Consider the following 17,996-nt stretch of genomic DNA (forward strand, 5'->3'; position numbering starts at 1 on the left):
CATCAGAATGTGCGCCCGATCGTGAAGGTAAAGAACTCTTCATCGTCGCCAGGCTGGCTTGTAATAGGTTTTGCGATGGAAAATACCAAAGGTGCCATCGGGGACATCCACTGCAGTGCCATACCATAAGAGGCACTGATATTGGATGGATCTGAATAATCCTTAATGTTATCTCGGCCACTGTAATTAGCAGCAGCGGATACGTCATACTCGGTATCCCACACTGAGGCAGCATCAATAAACACACTGGTACGGATTTGTTCGCGCGCTTCCTCTGAGGCAAACGGCGTTGGCACAATCAGCTCAGCACTGGCGCGTGCCATAGCGTTACCACCGACGGAGTCTGAAGAGCCATAATCTCCTTCATTTTTCTCAACATCGTCACTACCAGGCTGCGTGGAACCACCGTTCTCATACACCGCTTTAGGGCCTACAGAGTTCGAACGGAAGCCACGCAGTGACGAGAAGCCCCCCGCGTAATAGTTCTCATAAAACGGCAGCATGTGATCTTGGCCATTGGTTTGCCCATAACCGTTACCATACGCAAGTCGGCCACGCATCAACAGCGTAAACTCGTGCTCTTGTGTCAGCGGCACGTATTGGCGGATGTCATACTGCATTTTAAAGTACTGTACATCCGAGCCGGGTACCGTCATCCGATACGAGGCACGTTGGTAGTTACCTGCGGTTGGGAAATAGCCGCGGTTGAGGTTATTGCGCGTCCAGGATACTGAAATATCAAAGTCGTCAACTTCCAGGCCTTCATTGTGATTCAGGTTATCCTGATGACGCTCCAAAAACTCATCAATTTGATAATAACGGCCGAGGTTCTCAATCTTGTTATGCGTGTACCCTAGCGAGAAATCAATCGAGTTCAGCTCATCAGTCCAAAAACCCCAGGTGAGGTTGGTACCGTAACTTTGGTTGGTATACTCAACGATGTTAGCGTCACGGGCTTCAAACTCGTTATAGAATACCTTACCGCCCAGGCTCACACCGTCGAGCGTAAAGTAAGGATCACGGTACTCAAGCGTCAGGTTTTTGCGATAGTCGTTGACCATGGCGTTGATACCAAACCGGTTCCCAGTGCCCGCAAAGTTATCTTGCTGTAAGCCGAGCTGTAAGCTTGCGCCTGACTCGGTGCCATAACCGATACCAAAGTTGATACTACCTGAGTTAGCTTCTTTAACTTTGTAGTTAACGTCGACTTGATCATCAGTGCCTGGTACGCGCTGAGTGTCCACTTCAACATTCTGGAAAAAGCCGGTTCGACTGAGACGCTCTTTACCGCGGGTGACCGCTTTTGAGTTAAGCCAAGTGCCTTCAAGCTGTCGCATTTCACGGCGCAACACTTCATCTTTGGTGGTGGTGTTGCCTGAAAAACGGACATTGCGCACGTAAATACGCTTACCTGGCTCGACATTGACCGTTAACGACACTTGCTGATTGTCATCATCAAAGCTGGGTAAGGTGTTCACTTTGGGGTAGGCAAAGCCTGTCTCGCCTAAGTGGCGTTTGATCGCCTCTTCAAGTGCAGTCACTTTATCACCGTTATAGGTATCACCACGGGTGAAGGTGACTAATGAACGGTAAATCTCTTCATTCTGTGGATCACCACGAAAGTCCAAATCAGCGACCTGATAAGGCTTGCCTTCGTTGACATTCAAGGTGATGTAGACCCCTTTTTTGTCAGGTGAGATAGCCACTTGTGTCGACTCAACACGGAACTTAAGGTAACCGCGATTGAGATAAAAACTGCGTAGTTTTTCAAGATCGCCTGCAAGAACCTGTTTTTGGTACTTTTCGTTGGCGAGGAAGTTCCACCACGGCACGTCGGCACGCAAATCAAAATTATCACGCAGCTGCTCATCACTGAACACGTCATTGCCGACAAAGTTAATTTGCTCAATTTTGGCCGATACGCCCTCAGTGAAAACAAATTTCAAATCGGCACGATTACGCGGCAAGGGAGTAACCACCGCTTTCACCGACGCACTGTACTTACCGACGCTGTAGTAAAAGTCTTCAAGACCTTTTTCGATTTTGCTCAGTTGGGTGCGATCGAGCGCTTCACCGACACGAAGGCCTGACGATGTCAGGTTCTCTTTTAGCTGCTCTTCCTTAATCGCCTTATTCCCTGAAAAGGAAATACTGGCAATGGTCGGACGCTCTACCACTTTGACCAGCAGTGCTTCGTCATCGCGGTAAACTCGCACATCCTCAAAGTTACCAGAGGCAAAAAGTGCATTGATAATGTCAGCCACATCGTCGTCGTCCACTTTGTCGCCGACACGCACTGGCATTGACAACAAAGCGGCCCCTAGACTGACTCGTTGCAGTCCCTCAAAGCGGATATCGCTGACTTGAAATGTGTCAGCATGCGCCATACTACTGCTTACTAAAAGAGACGCTATTAATAGTTTTTTCATCGCCATCTGCTATCTGACTTATCCTTGAATACTAACCGTTTAAAGTCGGGCGAAGTCGTTAAACAATGCCACTGCCATTACCATCATCAACACGGCAGCGCCGATTCGATACCCAAAGTCCTGCACACGCTCCGATACCGGTCGCCGTGTGACAGCCTCAATCCCAAAGAACAGCAAATGGCCGCCATCCAATACGGGCAGAGGGAGTAAATTGATAATGCCTAGGTTCACACTAATCAGTGCCATAAACCCTAAAAATGAGATCAGCCCGATCTCCGCGGTCATCCCCGCGCCTTTTGCTATCGATATTGGGCCACTCAAATTATTCACCCCAACATCGCCGGTAATCAGTTTTTTGATCATATTGACCGTCATACTGATCACTTGGCCTGTTTTCCCCACTGCCTCCGGTATCGCTGCGAATGGTCCATACTGTTGGGTGAATCGATATGACTCGGGCCACTCGCCCATTTGTGGCGCAATGCCAGCATAGCCTGTGACCTCACCATGACTGCGACGCGCATCCGGCGTTAATACCACAGATTGACGCTGCCCCTGTCGCAATATTGTCAGCGACAGGGCTTGGTCTGGGCTCGCTTTAATCACCTCGACCAAGCGCTGCCATGACGACAGCTCGGTATCAGCCACTGCAATAATTTTGTCGCCTTGCTTGAGACCCGCTTGCTCTGCCGCGCTTCCTTCTACCACTTGCGCGATCGATAAAGTAATCGCAGGGCGATAGGGGGTGATCCCCAGCGTCGTCAGAGGTGATTGGTGCTCTGGGTCAAACTGCCATTGGCGTAAATCCAGTTGATAGTCTCTGCCATAACTAGACGTTGGGCTCGGTTTGGCGGTGAGGGTCATGCTCTCATCACCAATGTGACCAATCAACGCAAAATTAACAGCTTGCCAATCAGCGGTTTCGACGCCTGAAACCTGGGTTAGTTCCATACCTGGTTCAATTCCCGCTTCTGCCGCGATCGAATTGGGTGCAATTTCACCAATCACAGGTTTGACGGCAGGAACACCTATCATCATCACCAGCCAGTATGCAAAAACGGCAAATACGAAATTAGCGATGGGGCCAGCGGCAACAATAGCACTGCGCTGCCACAAAGGCTGGTTGTTAAATGCGCGTGGTTTATCGGCATCCGGCACCGCTTCGATGCGCTCGTCCAGCATTTTGACATAGCCGCCAAGGGGGATGGCGGCAATCACATATTCGGTGCCATCCTTACCAAATTTTCGCCACAATGCGCGACCAAAACCAATGGAAAAGCGCTCCACTTTCACGCCACAACGGCGAGCCACCCAAAAATGGCCGAACTCGTGAATCGCAACCAGTATGCCCAACGCGACGATAAACGCCGCTGCATTCCATAGAAACCCGCTCATGGTGTCACCTTAGCAATCTGCTCATTTGCAGTGATGCGCGCTATTCTATCCAGCTCAAATAAGCAATCCAAGCTTGTTGGCGTAGGAAGCGAGGACTGGGTCAAAACCTGTTCATTGATACGCGCAATATCCATAAACCCGATTTTTCCTGCCAAAAAGGCTGCTACCGCCTGTTCGTTGGCCGCATTCAAGCTCGTCGTCGCCGCTTGTCCTTGCTCGCAGGCCGCGATCGCGAGCGATAAGCAGGGATAACGTCGAGCATCCGGTGCCATAAAGGTAAGTTCGCCAATTTGGGTAAAATCCAGCGGCGCAACGGAGGCATGAACACGCTCAGGGTACCCCATCGCATGAGCAATAGGGGTACACATATCTGGCGTCCCTAATTGTGCTAACACCGAGCCGTCACACATTTGCACCATGGAGTGGATCACTGACTGAGGATGGATCACCACCTCCAGCTGTTCAGGCTTGGCGTTGAATAACCAACGCGCTTCTATGTATTCCAAGCCTTTATTCATCATGGTGGCTGAGTCGACTGAGATTTTAGGACCCATCGACCAGTTCGGATGTGCGACTGCCTCTTCGACGCTCACACTGGCAAGACTTTGCGGATCGCGATAACGGAACGGGCCACCAGAGCCGGTTAACAGGATTTTGCTGACCCCCGCGGCATGAAGATCGCAACGCCCAGGCGTGTGTTGAACCGCCTGCGGCAAGCATTGAAAAATGGCATTGTGTTCACTGTCGATAGGGAGCAGCTCGGCGCCATATTGATAAACGGCGTCAATAAAGAACTGTCCAGACATCACTAAGGCTTCTTTATTGGCAAGCAGAACACGTTTGCCCGCCTTCACCGCCGCCATGGTCGAGGATAACCCTGCCGCCCCGACCACGGCAGCCATCACCATATCTACCTCAGGTAGCGAAGCCAGTTGACACAGCCCCTCCTCTCCAGCAAGCACCTCGGTAGCTAGGCCTTTGCTCGCGAGTCTTTTCCTGAGCTGCTGAGCCGCATCGTGGTCGGCCATCGCCGCATAAGCGGGCTGCCAACAAAGACACAAAGCGGTCATTTTTTCCACATTGGTATGGGCAGCCAGTGCCACTACCTCATACTGCTCAGGGTTCGCTTCAACCACTTTCAATGTGCTTGAACCAATCGAACCTGTCGCGCCTAACACGGTGATTTTTTGCATTTCAACGACTCGTTTCACTTAATTCGCAAACGCGAAGTACAACACGGTAAAAACAGGGAATGCCGCCGTCAGACTATCAATACGATCGAGAATGCCGCCGTGACCGGGCAGCAGGTTCCCGCTGTCTTTAATCCCTGCCACACGCTTAAACATGCTTTCCGCGAGATCCCCCAATACCGACGCAAGGGCCGTCACCATTGCAATCGCCAACAAGATACCGAGGTTGGCAAAATGAAGCTCGAGGACATGGGCGCCAAGCCAGGTCACACCAACCGCTGCGGAAAGTCCACCCAGCAACCCTTCGAGGGTTTTATTGGGGCTTACCGCCGGCGCCATTTTGTGTTTGCCAAATTTCTTTCCGGCAAAGTAAGCGCCACTATCGGCGCACCACACCAAAACAAAGACCAGCAAGACTAGCTTCGCACCGTAATAGGTCGAAAACTGATAGTCCGCCGCCCGCAATAACAACACACTCCACATAAACGGCAGCATAGTAAGCAGGCCAAAGACAAGACGGAGTAGCTTGCTATGAGTCCAATAGTTACCCGAGCGCGGGAACGCGAGCACTAAAACGGTGGCAAACAGCCACCACGCCGCCCCCGCAGCAGCAACCGCAAAAGGCGGAAAACGTACGTGCCCCAATGCCATGGCATCAAAAGGGAGAGCAAACAGAGACAATGCCAACGCAGCAGCGGGAATGATAAAAGTCAGCAGGCGTGAAGACGCTGAAACAAATTGCGTCCACTCCCATAGCCCAATAAGCGTGACGACCGCTATCGCTGCCACAAAGGCAGGAAAGGGTAAGTAGAAGACGCCCGCGACCACTAACGGGACTAATAAAGCCGCGGTTAAAACTCGTTGTTTGAGCAAACTGATTCCTCGTGGTTACTTATCCGTTGTTATCATGGCTTTGATTTGCTCGCCCGTGCAACCAAACCGTCGCTCCCGGTTGACGTACCAAGCCACAGCATCATACAAACTCTGTTCGTTGAAGTCCGGCCAATATTGCTCGGTGAAACACAGCTCGGCATAAGCGGCTTGCCATAAAATAAAGTTACTAATGCGACACTCCCCGCTGGTGCGGATCATCAAGTCCACATCCGGCAAGTCGGCCAACATGAGATGGCGCGCAATATCTTGTTCGCCAATATCATTGGGCTGCAACTGTCCTGCCGCGACTTCTTCAGCCACACGGCGTGTTGCCTGAGTGATGTCCCACTGCCCACCATAATTGGCAGCAATATTGAGCACTAAACGGTCATTGTCGGCCGTTAGGGCTTCGGCTTCGGCTATTTTGGCTTGCAGTGACGGGCTAAAGCGAGAGGTATCACCGATGATGCGTAGTTGCACCCCATGACTGTCGAGTCGTTTGACTTCACGAGAAAGCACATTGATAAACAGCTCCATCAATACACTCACTTCGTCTTCAGGGCGACGCCAGTTCTCGCTGCTAAATGCAAACAAGGTGAGGGCTTTGACCCCGATTTCAGACGCTGCTTTCACCGTTTTACGCACCGCTTTCACACCCGCTTTATGTCCAAACACACGGGCTTTGCCTCGTGCCTTGGCCCAGCGTCCATTACCGTCCATGATTACGGCAATGTGCTGCGGTAAAGCGGCAGATTCGAGCTGCGCATCAAGAGACTGGGAACTCATGTTTCTCCTTGGCAAATAAAAAGCGCTGTACTGCACGCACAGCGCTTTAGCATCGGCGGTAAAGTCTAATGAGATTTAGACTTCCATCAACTCTTTTTCTTTTGCATCAAGAAGTGCATCAACATTCTTGACCGCTTCGTCAGTCAACTTTTGAATATCATCTTGCGCACGACGTTCGTCATCTTCAGAGATTTCTTTGTCTTTAAGCAGCGCTTTAAGCTCATTGTTAGCGTCACGGCGAATGTTACGAATGGCCACACGGCCTTGCTCGCCTTCGGCACGCACTACTTTCACCATGTCTTTACGACGCTCTTCGGTCAGCGGCGGCAAAGGGACACGGATCACGGTGCCGGCAGAGGCTGGGTTGAGACCCAAGTCTGAGGTCATGATTGCTTTTTCAACCGCTTGAGTCACTTGCTTGTCGTATACGCTGATCGCCAACGTACGCGCATCTTCAGCCACGATAGAGGCGAGCTGATTAAGTGGCGTTGGAGCCCCATAATACTCGACAGTAATCCCCTCCAGTAAACTGGGGTGAGCACGGCCTGTGCGCAATTTACCTAGCGTGTGTTTTAGCGCCTCTACACTTTTATCCATACGCGCTTTCGCGTCGTCTTTTATGTCATTAATCACGGGAGTATCCTTGCGATTGAATTAGTTTGTAAGATTATGCCACCAATACCGGCTTAGCTGTTAGTGATCAAAGTGCCTTCTGCCTCGCCCATCACGACACGGCGCAATGCACCTGGCTTGTTCATATTAAAGACACGAAGTGGCAACTTATGATCGCGTGCTAACGTAAATGCGGCCAAATCCATCACTTTCAACTCTTTTTCTAAAACATCTTGATATGTCAGCGAGTCATAAAGCGTTGCATCCGGGTTTTTGGTTGGGTCATCACTGTAAACACCATCAACCTTGGTTGCCTTAATCACGATATCAGATTCAATTTCGATACCGCGTAAGCACGCCGCCGAATCCGTGGTGAAGAAAGGGTTACCTGTCCCGGCGGAGAATATCACCACGCGACCATTGCGAAGCTGGCTAATCGCTTCTGCCCAATTGTAGCTATCACACACACCATTCAAGGGAATGGCTGACATCACTCGCGCGTTCACATAGGCACGATGAAGTGCGTCACGCATTGCCAATCCGTTCATCACGGTGGCTAACATACCCATGTGATCGCCCACAACACGGTTCATTCCCGCCTCAGCAAGACCAGCACCACGGAATAGATTACCGCCGCCGATAACCAAACCCACTTGAACACCCAGCTCGACCAGTTCTTTGATTTCTTGTGCCATGCGATCTAGCACGGCGGGATCAATCCCGAATCCATCATCGCCCTGCAGGGCTTCACCGCTAAGTTTAAGTAAAATTCGTTGATAAGCTGGCTTAGGATTTGTAGTCATTTCACTACCTTTCTATTAGGCACTAGTTAGGGAAGAAGGTTATGGAAGACCGCGGCGAGCACCGCGGTCTGAGTCAGAAAAATCAGCTTTGTTGTGCCGCAGCAACTTCTGCAGCAAAGTCTACTTCTTCTTTCTCGATGCCTTCGCCCACTTCAAAGCGGATGAAGTCGGTCACTTCGGCACCTTTCTCTTTCAGCATTTGGCCCACAGTTTGTGATGGATCCATGACGAATGCTTGACCCGTCAGAGAAATTTCACCGGTGAATTTCTTCATGCGGCCAGCAACCATTTTCTCTGCGATGTCAGCAGGCTTGCCTGATTCCATTGCGATATCAACCTGAATTTGCTTCTCTTTCTCTACCACGTCGGCAGGTACATCTTCAGGGTTAACATAGTCAGGCTTAGACGCTGCAATGTGCATAGCCACGTGCTTGATGGTTTCTTCGTCCGCTTTTGCCGCAACGATAACACCGATGCGACCGCCGTGACGGTAAGAACCCACTTTCTCGCCTTCGATGAATGAAACACGACGAATATCCATGTTTTCACCGATTTTCGCGACGAGATCAGCACGCTGCTGTTCAAATTTTTCTTTCAGCGCGTCGATTTCAAGGCCTTCAGCCAGTGCAGTTTCAGCAACTTGATCAGCAAATTCCGCGAAGTTTGCGTCTTTTGCAACGAAGTCAGTTTCACAGTTGATCTCAACGATCGCTRCTTTGCCTTCGTTTTCTTTCACTAGGATCACACCTTCAGCAGCAACACGGCCAGCTTTTTTCGCTGCTTTTGCCGCACCGCTCTTACGCATGTTCTCGATTGCCACTTCGATATCTGCGTTCGCTTCAACCAGTGCTTTTTTACATTCCATCATGCCAGCGCCAGTGCGCTCGCGAAGTTCTTTAACCAGGGCAGCGGTAACAGTTGCCATTGTTCAATCCTCGATTCGAAACTATTTGGGTAAAAAACAGGGGCCCGAAATCGGCCCCTGCTAACCATACTTAGCTTACAGCATGAAAGATGACACGCTGATGGCTAAGAACGCTCACAAGGAGCTGTCGTCTTATTCAGCGACTTCAACCAGCTCGTCTTCTGCTTGCGCAACGATGTCTTGGCTACGGCCTTCTTTGTAAGCGTCAGACGCGGCATTCAGGTAAAGCTGGATAGCGCGGATTGCGTCATCGTTACCTGGAATGACGTGGTCAACGCCGTCTGGGTTAGAGTTAGTATCTACCACTGCAAATACTGGGATACCCAGGTTGTTCGCTTCTTTGATGGCAATGTGCTCGTGATCCGCATCGATAACGAACATTGCATCAGGCAGGCCGTTCATGTTCTTGATACCACCCAGTGATTTGTCGAGCTTTTCCATCTCACGGGTGTACATCAGTGCTTCTTTCTTGGTCAGCTTCTCAAACGTACCGTCAGTAGACTGAGTTTCCAGGTCTTTCAGACGCTTGATAGATGTACGAACGGTTTTCCAGTTAGTGAGCATGCCGCCCAACCAACGGTTGCTTACATAAAACTGCTCGCAGTTTTCTGCTGCCGCTTTTACCGCTTCGCTTGCTGCGCGCTTAGTACCAACGAACAGGACTTTACCTTTACGCTCACCGATTTTTGACAGTTCAGCCAAAGCATCGTTAAACATTGGTACAGTTTTCTCAAGGTTGATGATGTGCACCTTGTTACGTGAACCAAAGATGAAAGGCTTCATTTTTGGGTTCCAGTAACGAGTTTGGTGACCGAAGTGTACGCCCGCCTTGAGCATGTCGCGCATTGAAACAGTAGCCATGATAATTTCCTCTTGGGGTTAGGCCTCCACATATCCCATTCACCGACCCGCTTGAGGGCACCCCGGTTAATGTGTCGATATGTGTGTGATTTAAAATAAAAAGTATTGAGTGAAGACCATCAAACTGAAACCCAGCTCGGCTAGATTGATCACAATGACGGTTTTCGGCGCGCTTTATACCACAAAAACACCAGCAAAATCCAGCAATATTGCGCATTCGGTCAAGCGTGGTTGCCACTGCATCTCATCGGGATCCTGCCCCTTTTGGTTTCCAGAATGCAGATGGCTTGGTACCATAGCGCCACATCATACGGCTGATCACCTCAGTCACTGCGACAAGCGTAGCAGGTCTGGGCGGCTGTGCTCGATGATACCGAGCGTGAAAAGATCCGGCTCTCGTTCTTATCGTCATCATTGAGCGACCCAAATTAAAGTGAGAAAGCAAAATGACAATCCCGATTAAAACAGAAGAAGAAATTGAAAAAATGCGCGTCGCTGGCCGCTTGGCGTCCGACGTGCTCGTCATGCTTGGCGACCATGTAAAACCCGGTATCACTACGCGTGAGCTGGATGACATTGCCCACCAATACATGACTGAAGTGCAAGGCACCACGCCGGCTACCTTGGACTACCACGGTTTTCCAAAGTCAATGTGCACCTCGATTAACCACGTGGTTTGTCACGGCATTCCGAATGATAATGATGTGTTGCAGGATGGCGATATTGTCAATATCGATGTGACCGTGATTAAAGATGGCTACCATGGCGATACCTCAAAGATGTTTTTAGTCGGAGAGGTCTCTTTGGAAGACAAACGTCTTTGTCGTGTGACACAAGAAAGTCTCTATCACGCGATCAAAAAGGTAAAACCGGGGGCTACCGTGGGTGAGCTCGGGACCGCCATTCAAAAATTCATTAAAAATAGCAATACACGCTACTCTATCGTGAAAGAGTACTGTGGGCATGGCATTGGTGCGAGCTTCCATGAAGACCCTCAAGTGGTGCACTACAAAAATAATGATCGCACTGTACTCAAACCTGGCATGTGCTTCACCATTGAGCCTATGATTAATGCAGGTAAATACGGTACCGTGCTTGATGAAGACGACGGCTGGACGGTATACACCATCGACGGTAAAAAATCGGCCCAGTGGGAGCACACCCTGTTGGTCACCGAGACGGGCGTCGAGGTATTAACGTTGAGAGAGGAAGAAAACCTCCCGCGTTACATCAACCACTAATCCAACCCTTAAAAGCCGGCTTCGCTCCGGCTTTTTTTTGCGCAAAGGATCGCCATGACAGACACAGTGATTACGCCACAACACCTTGAGGATGATCAGCTCGACCCCATCACCCTCAAAGCCCAATTTCAGCAATTGCTTGAACAGCAAAAACAGGACTTTTTGGCCAATGTTCCTGTGGCGGAATTGGTGTACCAGCGCACCGATTATATGGATGCCTTACTGGCACGCTTGTGGCATCACTTTGGGTTCGCACACACCTCACTTGCCTTAGTCGCGGTGGGGGGATATGGTCGGCGCGAACTGCACCCTCTGTCGGATATCGATTTACTCCTGCTCTGCCAGGCCCCATTAGATGCTCACCAGCAACAAAGTTTAAGCGATCTGCTTACTCTTTTATGGGATTTAAAGCTCGAAGTCGGCCACAGTGTACGCACCGTCGACGAGTGCATTCGGGTTGGGCTGGACGATTTGACTGTCGCCACCAACTTACAAGAATCTCGCTTATTATGTGGTGACGCGCAGCTTTTTGATGCGCTTGAAACGCGCGTGCATGATGACAGCTTTTGGCCCAGCGAACGGTTTTATCAAGCCAAAGTTGAAGAACAAAAAGCCCGCCACCGCCGCTATCATGACACCGCCTACAAGCTTGAGCCTGATTTGAAACTCAGTCCTGGCAGCCTGCGCGATATTCACACCTTATCGTGGATTGCGCGCCGTCACTTTGGTGCCACCAGCTTACGAGAGATGAGTGATTTTGGCTTTTTGACCGACGCGGAATATCGCGAGCTCAATGAGTGTCAAAATGTATTATGGCGAATTCGCTTTGCGCTTCACCTTGAGCTGCGCCGTTACGACAATCGCCTCACCTTCGCGCATCAAACATCGGTCGCGGAACTACTCGGTTACCGCGGTGAAGGGAATCGTGCGGTCGAAACCATGATGAAAGACTTCTTCCGCACGCTTGGGCGGGTCGGTGAGCTCAACAAAATGCTGCTACAAATCTTTGATCAAGTGATCATCGATAATGGTCGCGCCGGAGAAACCGACGTCTTAAGTGATGATTTTCAGCGCTGCGGACGCACCATCGAAGCGCGCAAACCCGCGCTATTTCAAGCGCGACCGGAAACCATTCTCGACATGATGCTGCATATTGCCAATGACACGTCGATTGAAGCGATTGCAGCGCCTACCCTGCGGCAGTTGCGTACAGCAAGACGTCGACTCAATCACTTTTTGTGTCAGCAAGAAGACGCACGCGAAAAATTCATGGCCTTGGTTCGTCACCCCAATGCGCTGCACAAGGCCTTTGGCTTAATGCATCGCCACGGGGTGATGTCAGCCTACTTACCACAGTGGAGTCAAATTGTTGGGCAGATGCAGTTTGACTTGTTCCATGTCTACACGGTTGATGAGCACACGATCCGACTGCTCAAACATATGCGCTTATTTGATGACGAAGCCAACCGAGACCGCCATCCGATCTGTTGTGATGTCTTCCCCCGTTTAGCACGCCGTGAGCTTTTATTGATTGCAGCCATTTTCCATGACATTGGCAAGGGACGTGGCGGGGATCATAGCGAAATTGGCGCCATTGAATCGCATGATTTTTGTTTAGAGCATGGTTTGTCAAAACCAGAAGCGAATATTGTTAGCTGGCTCGTCCGTAATCACTTATTGATGTCCGTCACCGCACAGCGCCGCGATATATACGATCCTGATGTTATCACCGATTTTGCCAAAGAAGTGCGCGACGAAGAACGACTGGACCTTCTCCTTTGTCTCACCGTCGCAGACATTAATGCCACCAACCCAGACTTATGGAACAGTTGGAAGCGCACACTGATCGCAGAGCTGTATTACTCTACACAAAAAGCGCTCCGCCGAGGCTTAGAAAACCCACCAGATGTGCGTGAACGCATTCGTCATAACAAACATTTAGCGGCTGCAATGTTACGTAAACAAGGCCATAGCCCGAGGGATATAGAAGTGTTATGGCAGCGTTTCAAGGCGGACTACTTTCTGCGCCATACCCATAAACAAATTGCTTGGCACAGTGAGCATCTCCTTCATCACACCGGCGACGCCCCACTGGTGCTGGTAAGTAAAAAAGCAACCCGTGGCGGGACCGAGATTTTTGTTTACTGCCAAGACCGGCCCAGTTTGTTTGCGCGCGTGGTAGCGGCTCTCGATAAGAAAAACCTGAGCGTCCATGATGCACAAGTGATGACCAGTAAAGATGGTCACGCCCTCGATACCTTTATGGTGCTAGACCAAAATGACGATGCCATTCCTCTTGACCGTCACCCGAGCATAATCAAAGGGGTCAGCAAGGCGCTGGGAGAAACCGGGACAATGACTATCCCCAAACGGCGAGCACCGCAAAAACTTCAGCATTTTTCGGTTAAAACCCAGGTACTTTTCTTACCCACGAAAAACGGTCGTCGCACATTGATGGAGCTAGTAGCACTCGACACACCTGGACTACTAGCTCGGGTCGGGGCCGTCTTTGCGCGCCAAAATGTCAGTGTCCATGCCGCTAAAATCACCACCATTGGCGAGCGCGCCGAAGACTTTTTTATCGTCACCGACGCAGAGAACCAAGCATTAACTTCCGAGCATCAGGAACAGTTAAAAGCGGCACTGGAGAAAGCGCTCGCTCGCGCCAAGTAACAAGCAACCCCCATCAACTATGCTAAGCGACGATGAGTTCGTCGCTTAATAGAGAAAACATTCAACCATGAGGTGGCTATGTATCAGCAGTTGAAAAATATCGGTATTGAACATCCGGAAAAGATTGAGCGTTATTCTCTGCGTCAAGAAGCCAGTTATGACACGCTCAAAGTGTACTTCAGCAAGCAAAAGGGCGACCTTTTTGCGCGAAGCATGAAATTTAAGTATCCACGCCAGCGGAAAAATGTGGTTGTCGACAGTGGCACCGGACGCTCTCGAGAGGTCACTGAGATCAACCGCAGCTTGTCTCTGGTGATCGATGAACTGGATCGTATCGTTCAGCACGAGCACACCGAACAAGACGTGAAGCAAAAAGTACTCACCGATCTCCGTCATCTGGAAAAAGTGGTCGCCAGTAAGATTGCCGAAATCGAAGCCGAGCTAGATAAACTCTAACACGTATATTGGTGCGGCCTGCAAGGTGCGGCCTGCAGAGGGCTGTTTACGCCAAGGAGGTTGTGCAAGGCACATCCCACTCCAATGCCGACAGGATACGTTGCCACGTGGTATCGAGCGGCGCCTGTATCTTGACCGTCTCAGCGCTAACGGGATGGATAAACTGCATCTCATTGGCATGAAGTAAAAGCTGATGGCAGTGAAAATGCTCGCGGAAAACACGATTGTGCCTTCCGTCGCCATGCGTAGTATCGCCAATAATCGGATGACTGAGGTGATGCATGTGGCGACGCAATTGGTGTTTTCTTCCCGTTTGCGGCTGCATCGCCACGAGGCTATAGCGGCTGGTCGCATACCGTCCTGTTGCGATAGGCAGCTCCACCGATGCCAGCGGTTGATAATCCGTCACGGCCGGTTTGGCCGTGGGCGGCTGGCTCGCCTTTTTATCTGCTATTTTGTCTTGTTCTTCCACCAGTGGGTAATCGAGTCGACTGGCTTCTGTGATCCAGCCTCTGACCACCGCATAGTAGGCTTTTTTAATCTGCCCTTGCGCAAACTGAGGCATCATCAAGGACGCCACCTCGCTCGACAGCGCAAACACCAACACACCAGACGTCGGTTTATCGAGTCGGTGTAAAGGGTAAACATGCTGACCAATCTGATCCCTTAGTGTCTGCATAACAAAACGCGTTTCCCCTTTATCCAGCCACGAACGATGGACCAGCATCCCTGCAGGCTTGTTCACCACAACCAATGACTCATCGCGGTATAAAATGGATAATGGTTGTTCACTCATCATTGGGTTAAAAGCGCATCAATACGATAAGTCACTTTGACCACCGCCGTCGCCCCTTGCTGCTCTTTCATCGCTTCTTCCACATAGGGGGCGATTTCAAAATTTCTTGGCAACGGCTGGCGAGCAACCACCAAGGCACGCATTTTGGGTATAAATATCCACTGTAACCACTCATGGCAATCAAGCGTATCCACCGCAAAAGGCTCGCGGCTGGCCAGTCGTTTAGGTGATGGTGGCTCGGACTGGAGTAGGTCACACGCATCTAACACTTGCTCAAGCTCATCCAGAAGTTGCTCACACTGTTGGTAAAGTGTCATTGACAGTCCCATCATTACTCAAATTAGAAACCGCGAAGCATAGCATGATCCCGACAAAGACAACATCAACAAGACAAGCATCTAGCCGGGAAAAACTGATATACTCGCGCGCATCAAGCGATAACTAAGAGCGGACATCATGGAAACGGTTCACGCCCTCAGCGCCCTATTCGACCACGCCGGTTGTCAATTCAGTATTTACGACCTAGGCCGTCGTGTTTGTCAACTGGATGAAACGGCCTTTCGTGCGGTTGAGGCCAATCAACAACCTTACCCTTACCCCTTGCGTCAACACGCGCATATGGCTATCGCCTTTTGGCCGTCAGGCGGCGCTCCTTGGGTATGGTTCTTAAAAATGCCTCTCGATGAACGCGGCCTCCTCAATCACACCGCGATGGGAGACTTTTTACAGTATGTCAGCGCGGCCATGGGAGAGCGCTTAACCGCGACACCGAATAAAGAGCAGCGTGAGAAACTGGCCAATAACCCCTATACGTTTACGCCCACCGACGACAAAATGGCGATGTTTCATGCCACATTGACCTATCAACTGGGCCGGCCAGCTAGCCAGTATTATGATCATGCACAGCATTATTTAAATGGCGAGCTTGGCTGGGATAATTGGCAAGGGGTGGGCCTACAAGGGCTCGCTGATACCTGTGTACGCATGGCCGAGCAAAACAATGCCACTCGCGTCCGCAAAGCGCTCAATCATCTACCGACCACGCCATTGTACGCCCTTCTCGGGTGCTTGGAGCACTGCCAAATCAATGACAAACTCGCGGCAAGCTTGCGCGATATGTTTCAGCAAATGTGTCAGACGCAAGAGGTTGATATTTTTTTGGTCAGCGCATTAATCCGCACACATGCGGGCGCCCCATCAGCCACTCGGCATCAACTGATTGATGCGGTACTTGATCGCGCTGAATTACACCATCGCGAGATTTTTGTCGCGATAGCCGGTCGCTGCTGGCATCACTTGACCGATGATGCTGCTCTGGATCGCTTTTTGATTGCTCTCGCCGATCAGCACGATGCGACGTTATTTCAACAGGTTTATGCGGATCTGGTGATGTTACCTCCCCTTCGTGGCGCGCTATTGGGTCGTTTACATGGCCATACATCACCCGCCCTGACTCAAGCAATGGCACGCATGCAGCAAGCGGTGAAGCAAACCCACCATGATCACTGATCTATTGACCATTCTCTTGGTTGTTGTCGCCGCTTTACTGTTCTGGCAACAGCGGCGACAATCCGAGCAAGCGCACCAGTACATTCGCCAATACTGCCAGCGGATGGAGTTGCAATTATTGTCTATCGCACGAGGCCGTCACACCATACGGAGAACCGAGCAAGGGTGGCAATGGCTCACTCAATACTGGTTCGAGTTTTCTGCCACCGGGGATGATCATTATATCGGTCACGCTCAGCTTCGAGGGTTAAGATTAAAGGCCATAGACACACCGGTTCATGCGATGCCAAGAGCAGGCCAAACCGACGGTTAGATGTCACCCGACAACGCCAACCATGTTGATACTAAAAAGGCGGGGATAATTATTCGCGCGACGTGAAAAGCTGTACTAGATTAGAAGTATGGTGCACACGCAAGGTTAGTGCTAACGGTGCGTGACAGGGAGTCACCGGTGTCGGTTTAACCGGCCAGAAAAAAGGAAAGGGCGCAGCTTGCGCCGCGCCCTAGAGTTTTACTTGCAGCCATCCTGCTACTAAAAGGTGCTCCCTGCATCATTCCTTGATCAGTCGCCGAATCCTTCAGCGTCGTTCCATGTCTCTCCGTCTTGGAGGTGTCCTTTCGTCATCCTGACAAACCGAAATTCCCGTTTTCGATAAGCTCTCCATCCTGGAGGTGTCCATGACTTCGTCCTGAAGTAGTCCTTAAGCCCCCATCCTGGGTTGTCCTAAGTCTTCCTGACGTACAAGCTTCCTGCTTGTAGAGAACGGCTCCATCCGTTGTCCTTTTTGCAATCCATGCCAGCGCTTCTTCCTGAAGTACTGCCTCATCCTGAGGTACCAAGTCCTTGGTGATTCCTGTTCCCTGTGTCAGTTCCCTTCCGACACCGACAAGATTACGCGACTGAGCGTTTGGTACAAGCCATTCTCACCTGCTCAATCTCTCATTTTTTATCTTAAACCAAAGAATAAACAGTAAGCACTTGTAATAGAAGAAAAAATAAAAACAAGGGGGTCAATTTTCGTAGCAAGATTCTGCTTTTATCCCACGCTCTTGTAAGAGATATCTCACACGGAGCAGGGATCTTTTCTATGCATTGTCCTATGCTCACAGGCACCGCTTTCATCACAACATGGGGCGGAGGCTGCTACTATAGTGAGTATAGACGCGTATCGAGCAGCCAGGAGGGACAATGGAAACCTTTCAACACGACTTACAGCACCTTTTTGAGCAGCTGGGCTTAGCAACCGATAAGGCCTCAATTGAGCACTTCCTATCCAGCCACTGTTTGGTTGAAGGGCAAACACTGGTCGATGCCCCATTTTGGAACGCGGCACAACGGGCGTTTATTGATGAAGCCATAAAGGAAGACGCGGATTGGGCGGAACAGGTTGATATGCTTGATGCGCTGCTGAGAAAGCCCTAATCTTTCTCTCTCCTGTTATGTCGC

At 50.6% G+C, this 17,996-nt stretch carries 17 protein-coding genes; 6 read left to right on the top strand and 11 right to left on the bottom strand.

The window, feature by feature from the left end; all coding sequences use genetic code 11:
* Positions 1 to 2: 2 nt before the first annotated feature.
* From bamA to rpsB, 9 genes are all read right to left on the bottom strand, one after another.
* A complete protein-coding gene (bamA, locus tag BZG20_RS09755; protein WP_077578867.1) occupies positions 3 to 2,435 on the bottom strand; it encodes an outer membrane protein assembly factor BamA in 2,433 nt (810 codons plus the stop codon).
* Between the two features lie 33 nt (positions 2,436 to 2,468).
* Entirely contained in the window at positions 2,469 to 3,824 is a 1,356-nt protein-coding gene (gene rseP / locus BZG20_RS09760) for a sigma E protease regulator RseP (protein ID WP_077578869.1), read from the bottom strand.
* Positions 3,821 to 5,017, bottom strand: a complete 1,197-nt coding sequence (ispC, locus tag BZG20_RS09765) for a 1-deoxy-D-xylulose-5-phosphate reductoisomerase (protein WP_077578871.1) — start codon at positions 5,015 to 5,017, stop codon at positions 3,821 to 3,823. Before ispC ends, rseP begins: the two co-directional genes overlap by 4 nt.
* Positions 5,018 to 5,035: 18 nt before the next feature.
* Positions 5,036 to 5,887 (bottom strand): phosphatidate cytidylyltransferase, encoded by an 852-nt coding sequence (locus BZG20_RS09770; protein WP_046074180.1) that lies wholly within the window; start codon positions 5,885 to 5,887, stop codon positions 5,036 to 5,038.
* A gap of 15 nt (positions 5,888 to 5,902) precedes the next feature.
* On the bottom strand, positions 5,903 to 6,673 hold the full coding sequence (locus BZG20_RS09775; RefSeq protein ID WP_046074179.1) for an isoprenyl transferase: 771 nt from the start codon (positions 6,671 to 6,673) through the stop codon (positions 5,903 to 5,905).
* Positions 6,674 to 6,748: 75 nt separating this feature from the next.
* Positions 6,749 to 7,306: a ribosome recycling factor gene (frr, locus tag BZG20_RS09780; RefSeq protein ID WP_046074178.1), complete on the bottom strand. Its 558-nt coding sequence runs from the start codon at positions 7,304 to 7,306 to the stop codon at positions 6,749 to 6,751.
* A gap of 53 nt (positions 7,307 to 7,359) precedes the next feature.
* Positions 7,360 to 8,088, bottom strand: coding sequence for a UMP kinase (gene pyrH / locus BZG20_RS09785; protein ID WP_046074177.1), 729 nt, complete (start codon positions 8,086 to 8,088; stop codon positions 7,360 to 7,362).
* 82 nt (positions 8,089 to 8,170) lie between these two features.
* On the bottom strand, positions 8,171 to 9,013 hold the full coding sequence (gene tsf, locus BZG20_RS09790) for a translation elongation factor Ts (RefSeq protein WP_077578873.1): 843 nt from the start codon (positions 9,011 to 9,013) through the stop codon (positions 8,171 to 8,173).
* 132 nt (positions 9,014 to 9,145) lie between these two features.
* Positions 9,146 to 9,874 (bottom strand): 30S ribosomal protein S2, encoded by a 729-nt coding sequence (gene rpsB, locus BZG20_RS09795; RefSeq protein ID WP_046074175.1) that lies wholly within the window; start codon positions 9,872 to 9,874, stop codon positions 9,146 to 9,148.
* A gap of 446 nt (positions 9,875 to 10,320) precedes the next feature.
* On the opposite strand from rpsB, the gene map reads away from it, so the two are divergent.
* From map to BZG20_RS09810, 3 genes are all read left to right on the top strand, one after another.
* On the top strand, positions 10,321 to 11,115 hold the full coding sequence (map, locus tag BZG20_RS09800; protein ID WP_046074174.1) for a type I methionyl aminopeptidase: 795 nt from the start codon (positions 10,321 to 10,323) through the stop codon (positions 11,113 to 11,115).
* Between the two features lie 54 nt (positions 11,116 to 11,169).
* Positions 11,170 to 13,788, top strand: a complete 2,619-nt coding sequence (gene glnD / locus BZG20_RS09805; protein WP_077578875.1) for a bifunctional uridylyltransferase/uridylyl-removing protein GlnD — start codon at positions 11,170 to 11,172, stop codon at positions 13,786 to 13,788.
* Between the two features lie 78 nt (positions 13,789 to 13,866).
* Positions 13,867 to 14,244 carry a DUF3461 family protein gene (locus BZG20_RS09810; protein ID WP_046074172.1) on the top strand — a complete coding sequence of 126 codons (378 nt, stop codon included), beginning with the start codon at positions 13,867 to 13,869 and terminating at the stop codon, positions 14,242 to 14,244.
* 46 nt (positions 14,245 to 14,290) lie between these two features.
* On the opposite strand, the gene truC is transcribed toward BZG20_RS09810, so the two are convergent.
* Entirely contained in the window at positions 14,291 to 15,043 is a 753-nt protein-coding gene (gene truC / locus BZG20_RS09815; RefSeq protein ID WP_241828699.1) for a tRNA pseudouridine(65) synthase TruC, read from the bottom strand.
* Positions 15,040 to 15,357: a YqcC family protein gene (locus BZG20_RS09820; RefSeq protein WP_046074171.1), complete on the bottom strand. Its 318-nt coding sequence runs from the start codon at positions 15,355 to 15,357 to the stop codon at positions 15,040 to 15,042. The genes truC and BZG20_RS09820 overlap by 4 nt, the downstream gene beginning before the upstream one ends.
* A 139-nt stretch (positions 15,358 to 15,496) precedes the next feature.
* Here BZG20_RS09820 and BZG20_RS09825 point away from each other — a divergent pair, with 139 nt between their 5' ends.
* The 3 genes from BZG20_RS09825 to BZG20_RS09835 all read left to right on the top strand — a co-directional run bounded on the left by BZG20_RS09825 (position 15,497) and on the right by BZG20_RS09835 (position 17,972).
* Positions 15,497 to 16,549, top strand: coding sequence for a DUF3549 family protein (locus BZG20_RS09825; RefSeq protein WP_077578878.1), 1,053 nt, complete (start codon positions 15,497 to 15,499; stop codon positions 16,547 to 16,549).
* Entirely contained in the window at positions 16,539 to 16,862 is a 324-nt protein-coding gene (locus BZG20_RS09830; RefSeq protein WP_077578880.1) for a DUF3301 domain-containing protein, read from the top strand. Before BZG20_RS09825 ends, BZG20_RS09830 begins: the two co-directional genes overlap by 11 nt.
* 876 nt (positions 16,863 to 17,738) lie before the next feature.
* Positions 17,739 to 17,972, top strand: a complete 234-nt coding sequence (locus tag BZG20_RS09835) for a DUF2789 domain-containing protein (RefSeq protein WP_046074168.1) — start codon at positions 17,739 to 17,741, stop codon at positions 17,970 to 17,972.
* Positions 17,973 to 17,996 lie beyond the last annotated feature (24 nt).

The sequence above is a fragment of the Salinivibrio sp. IB868 genome (genome assembly GCF_001995655.1).
Classification (GTDB): domain Bacteria; phylum Pseudomonadota; class Gammaproteobacteria; order Enterobacterales; family Vibrionaceae; genus Salinivibrio; species Salinivibrio siamensis.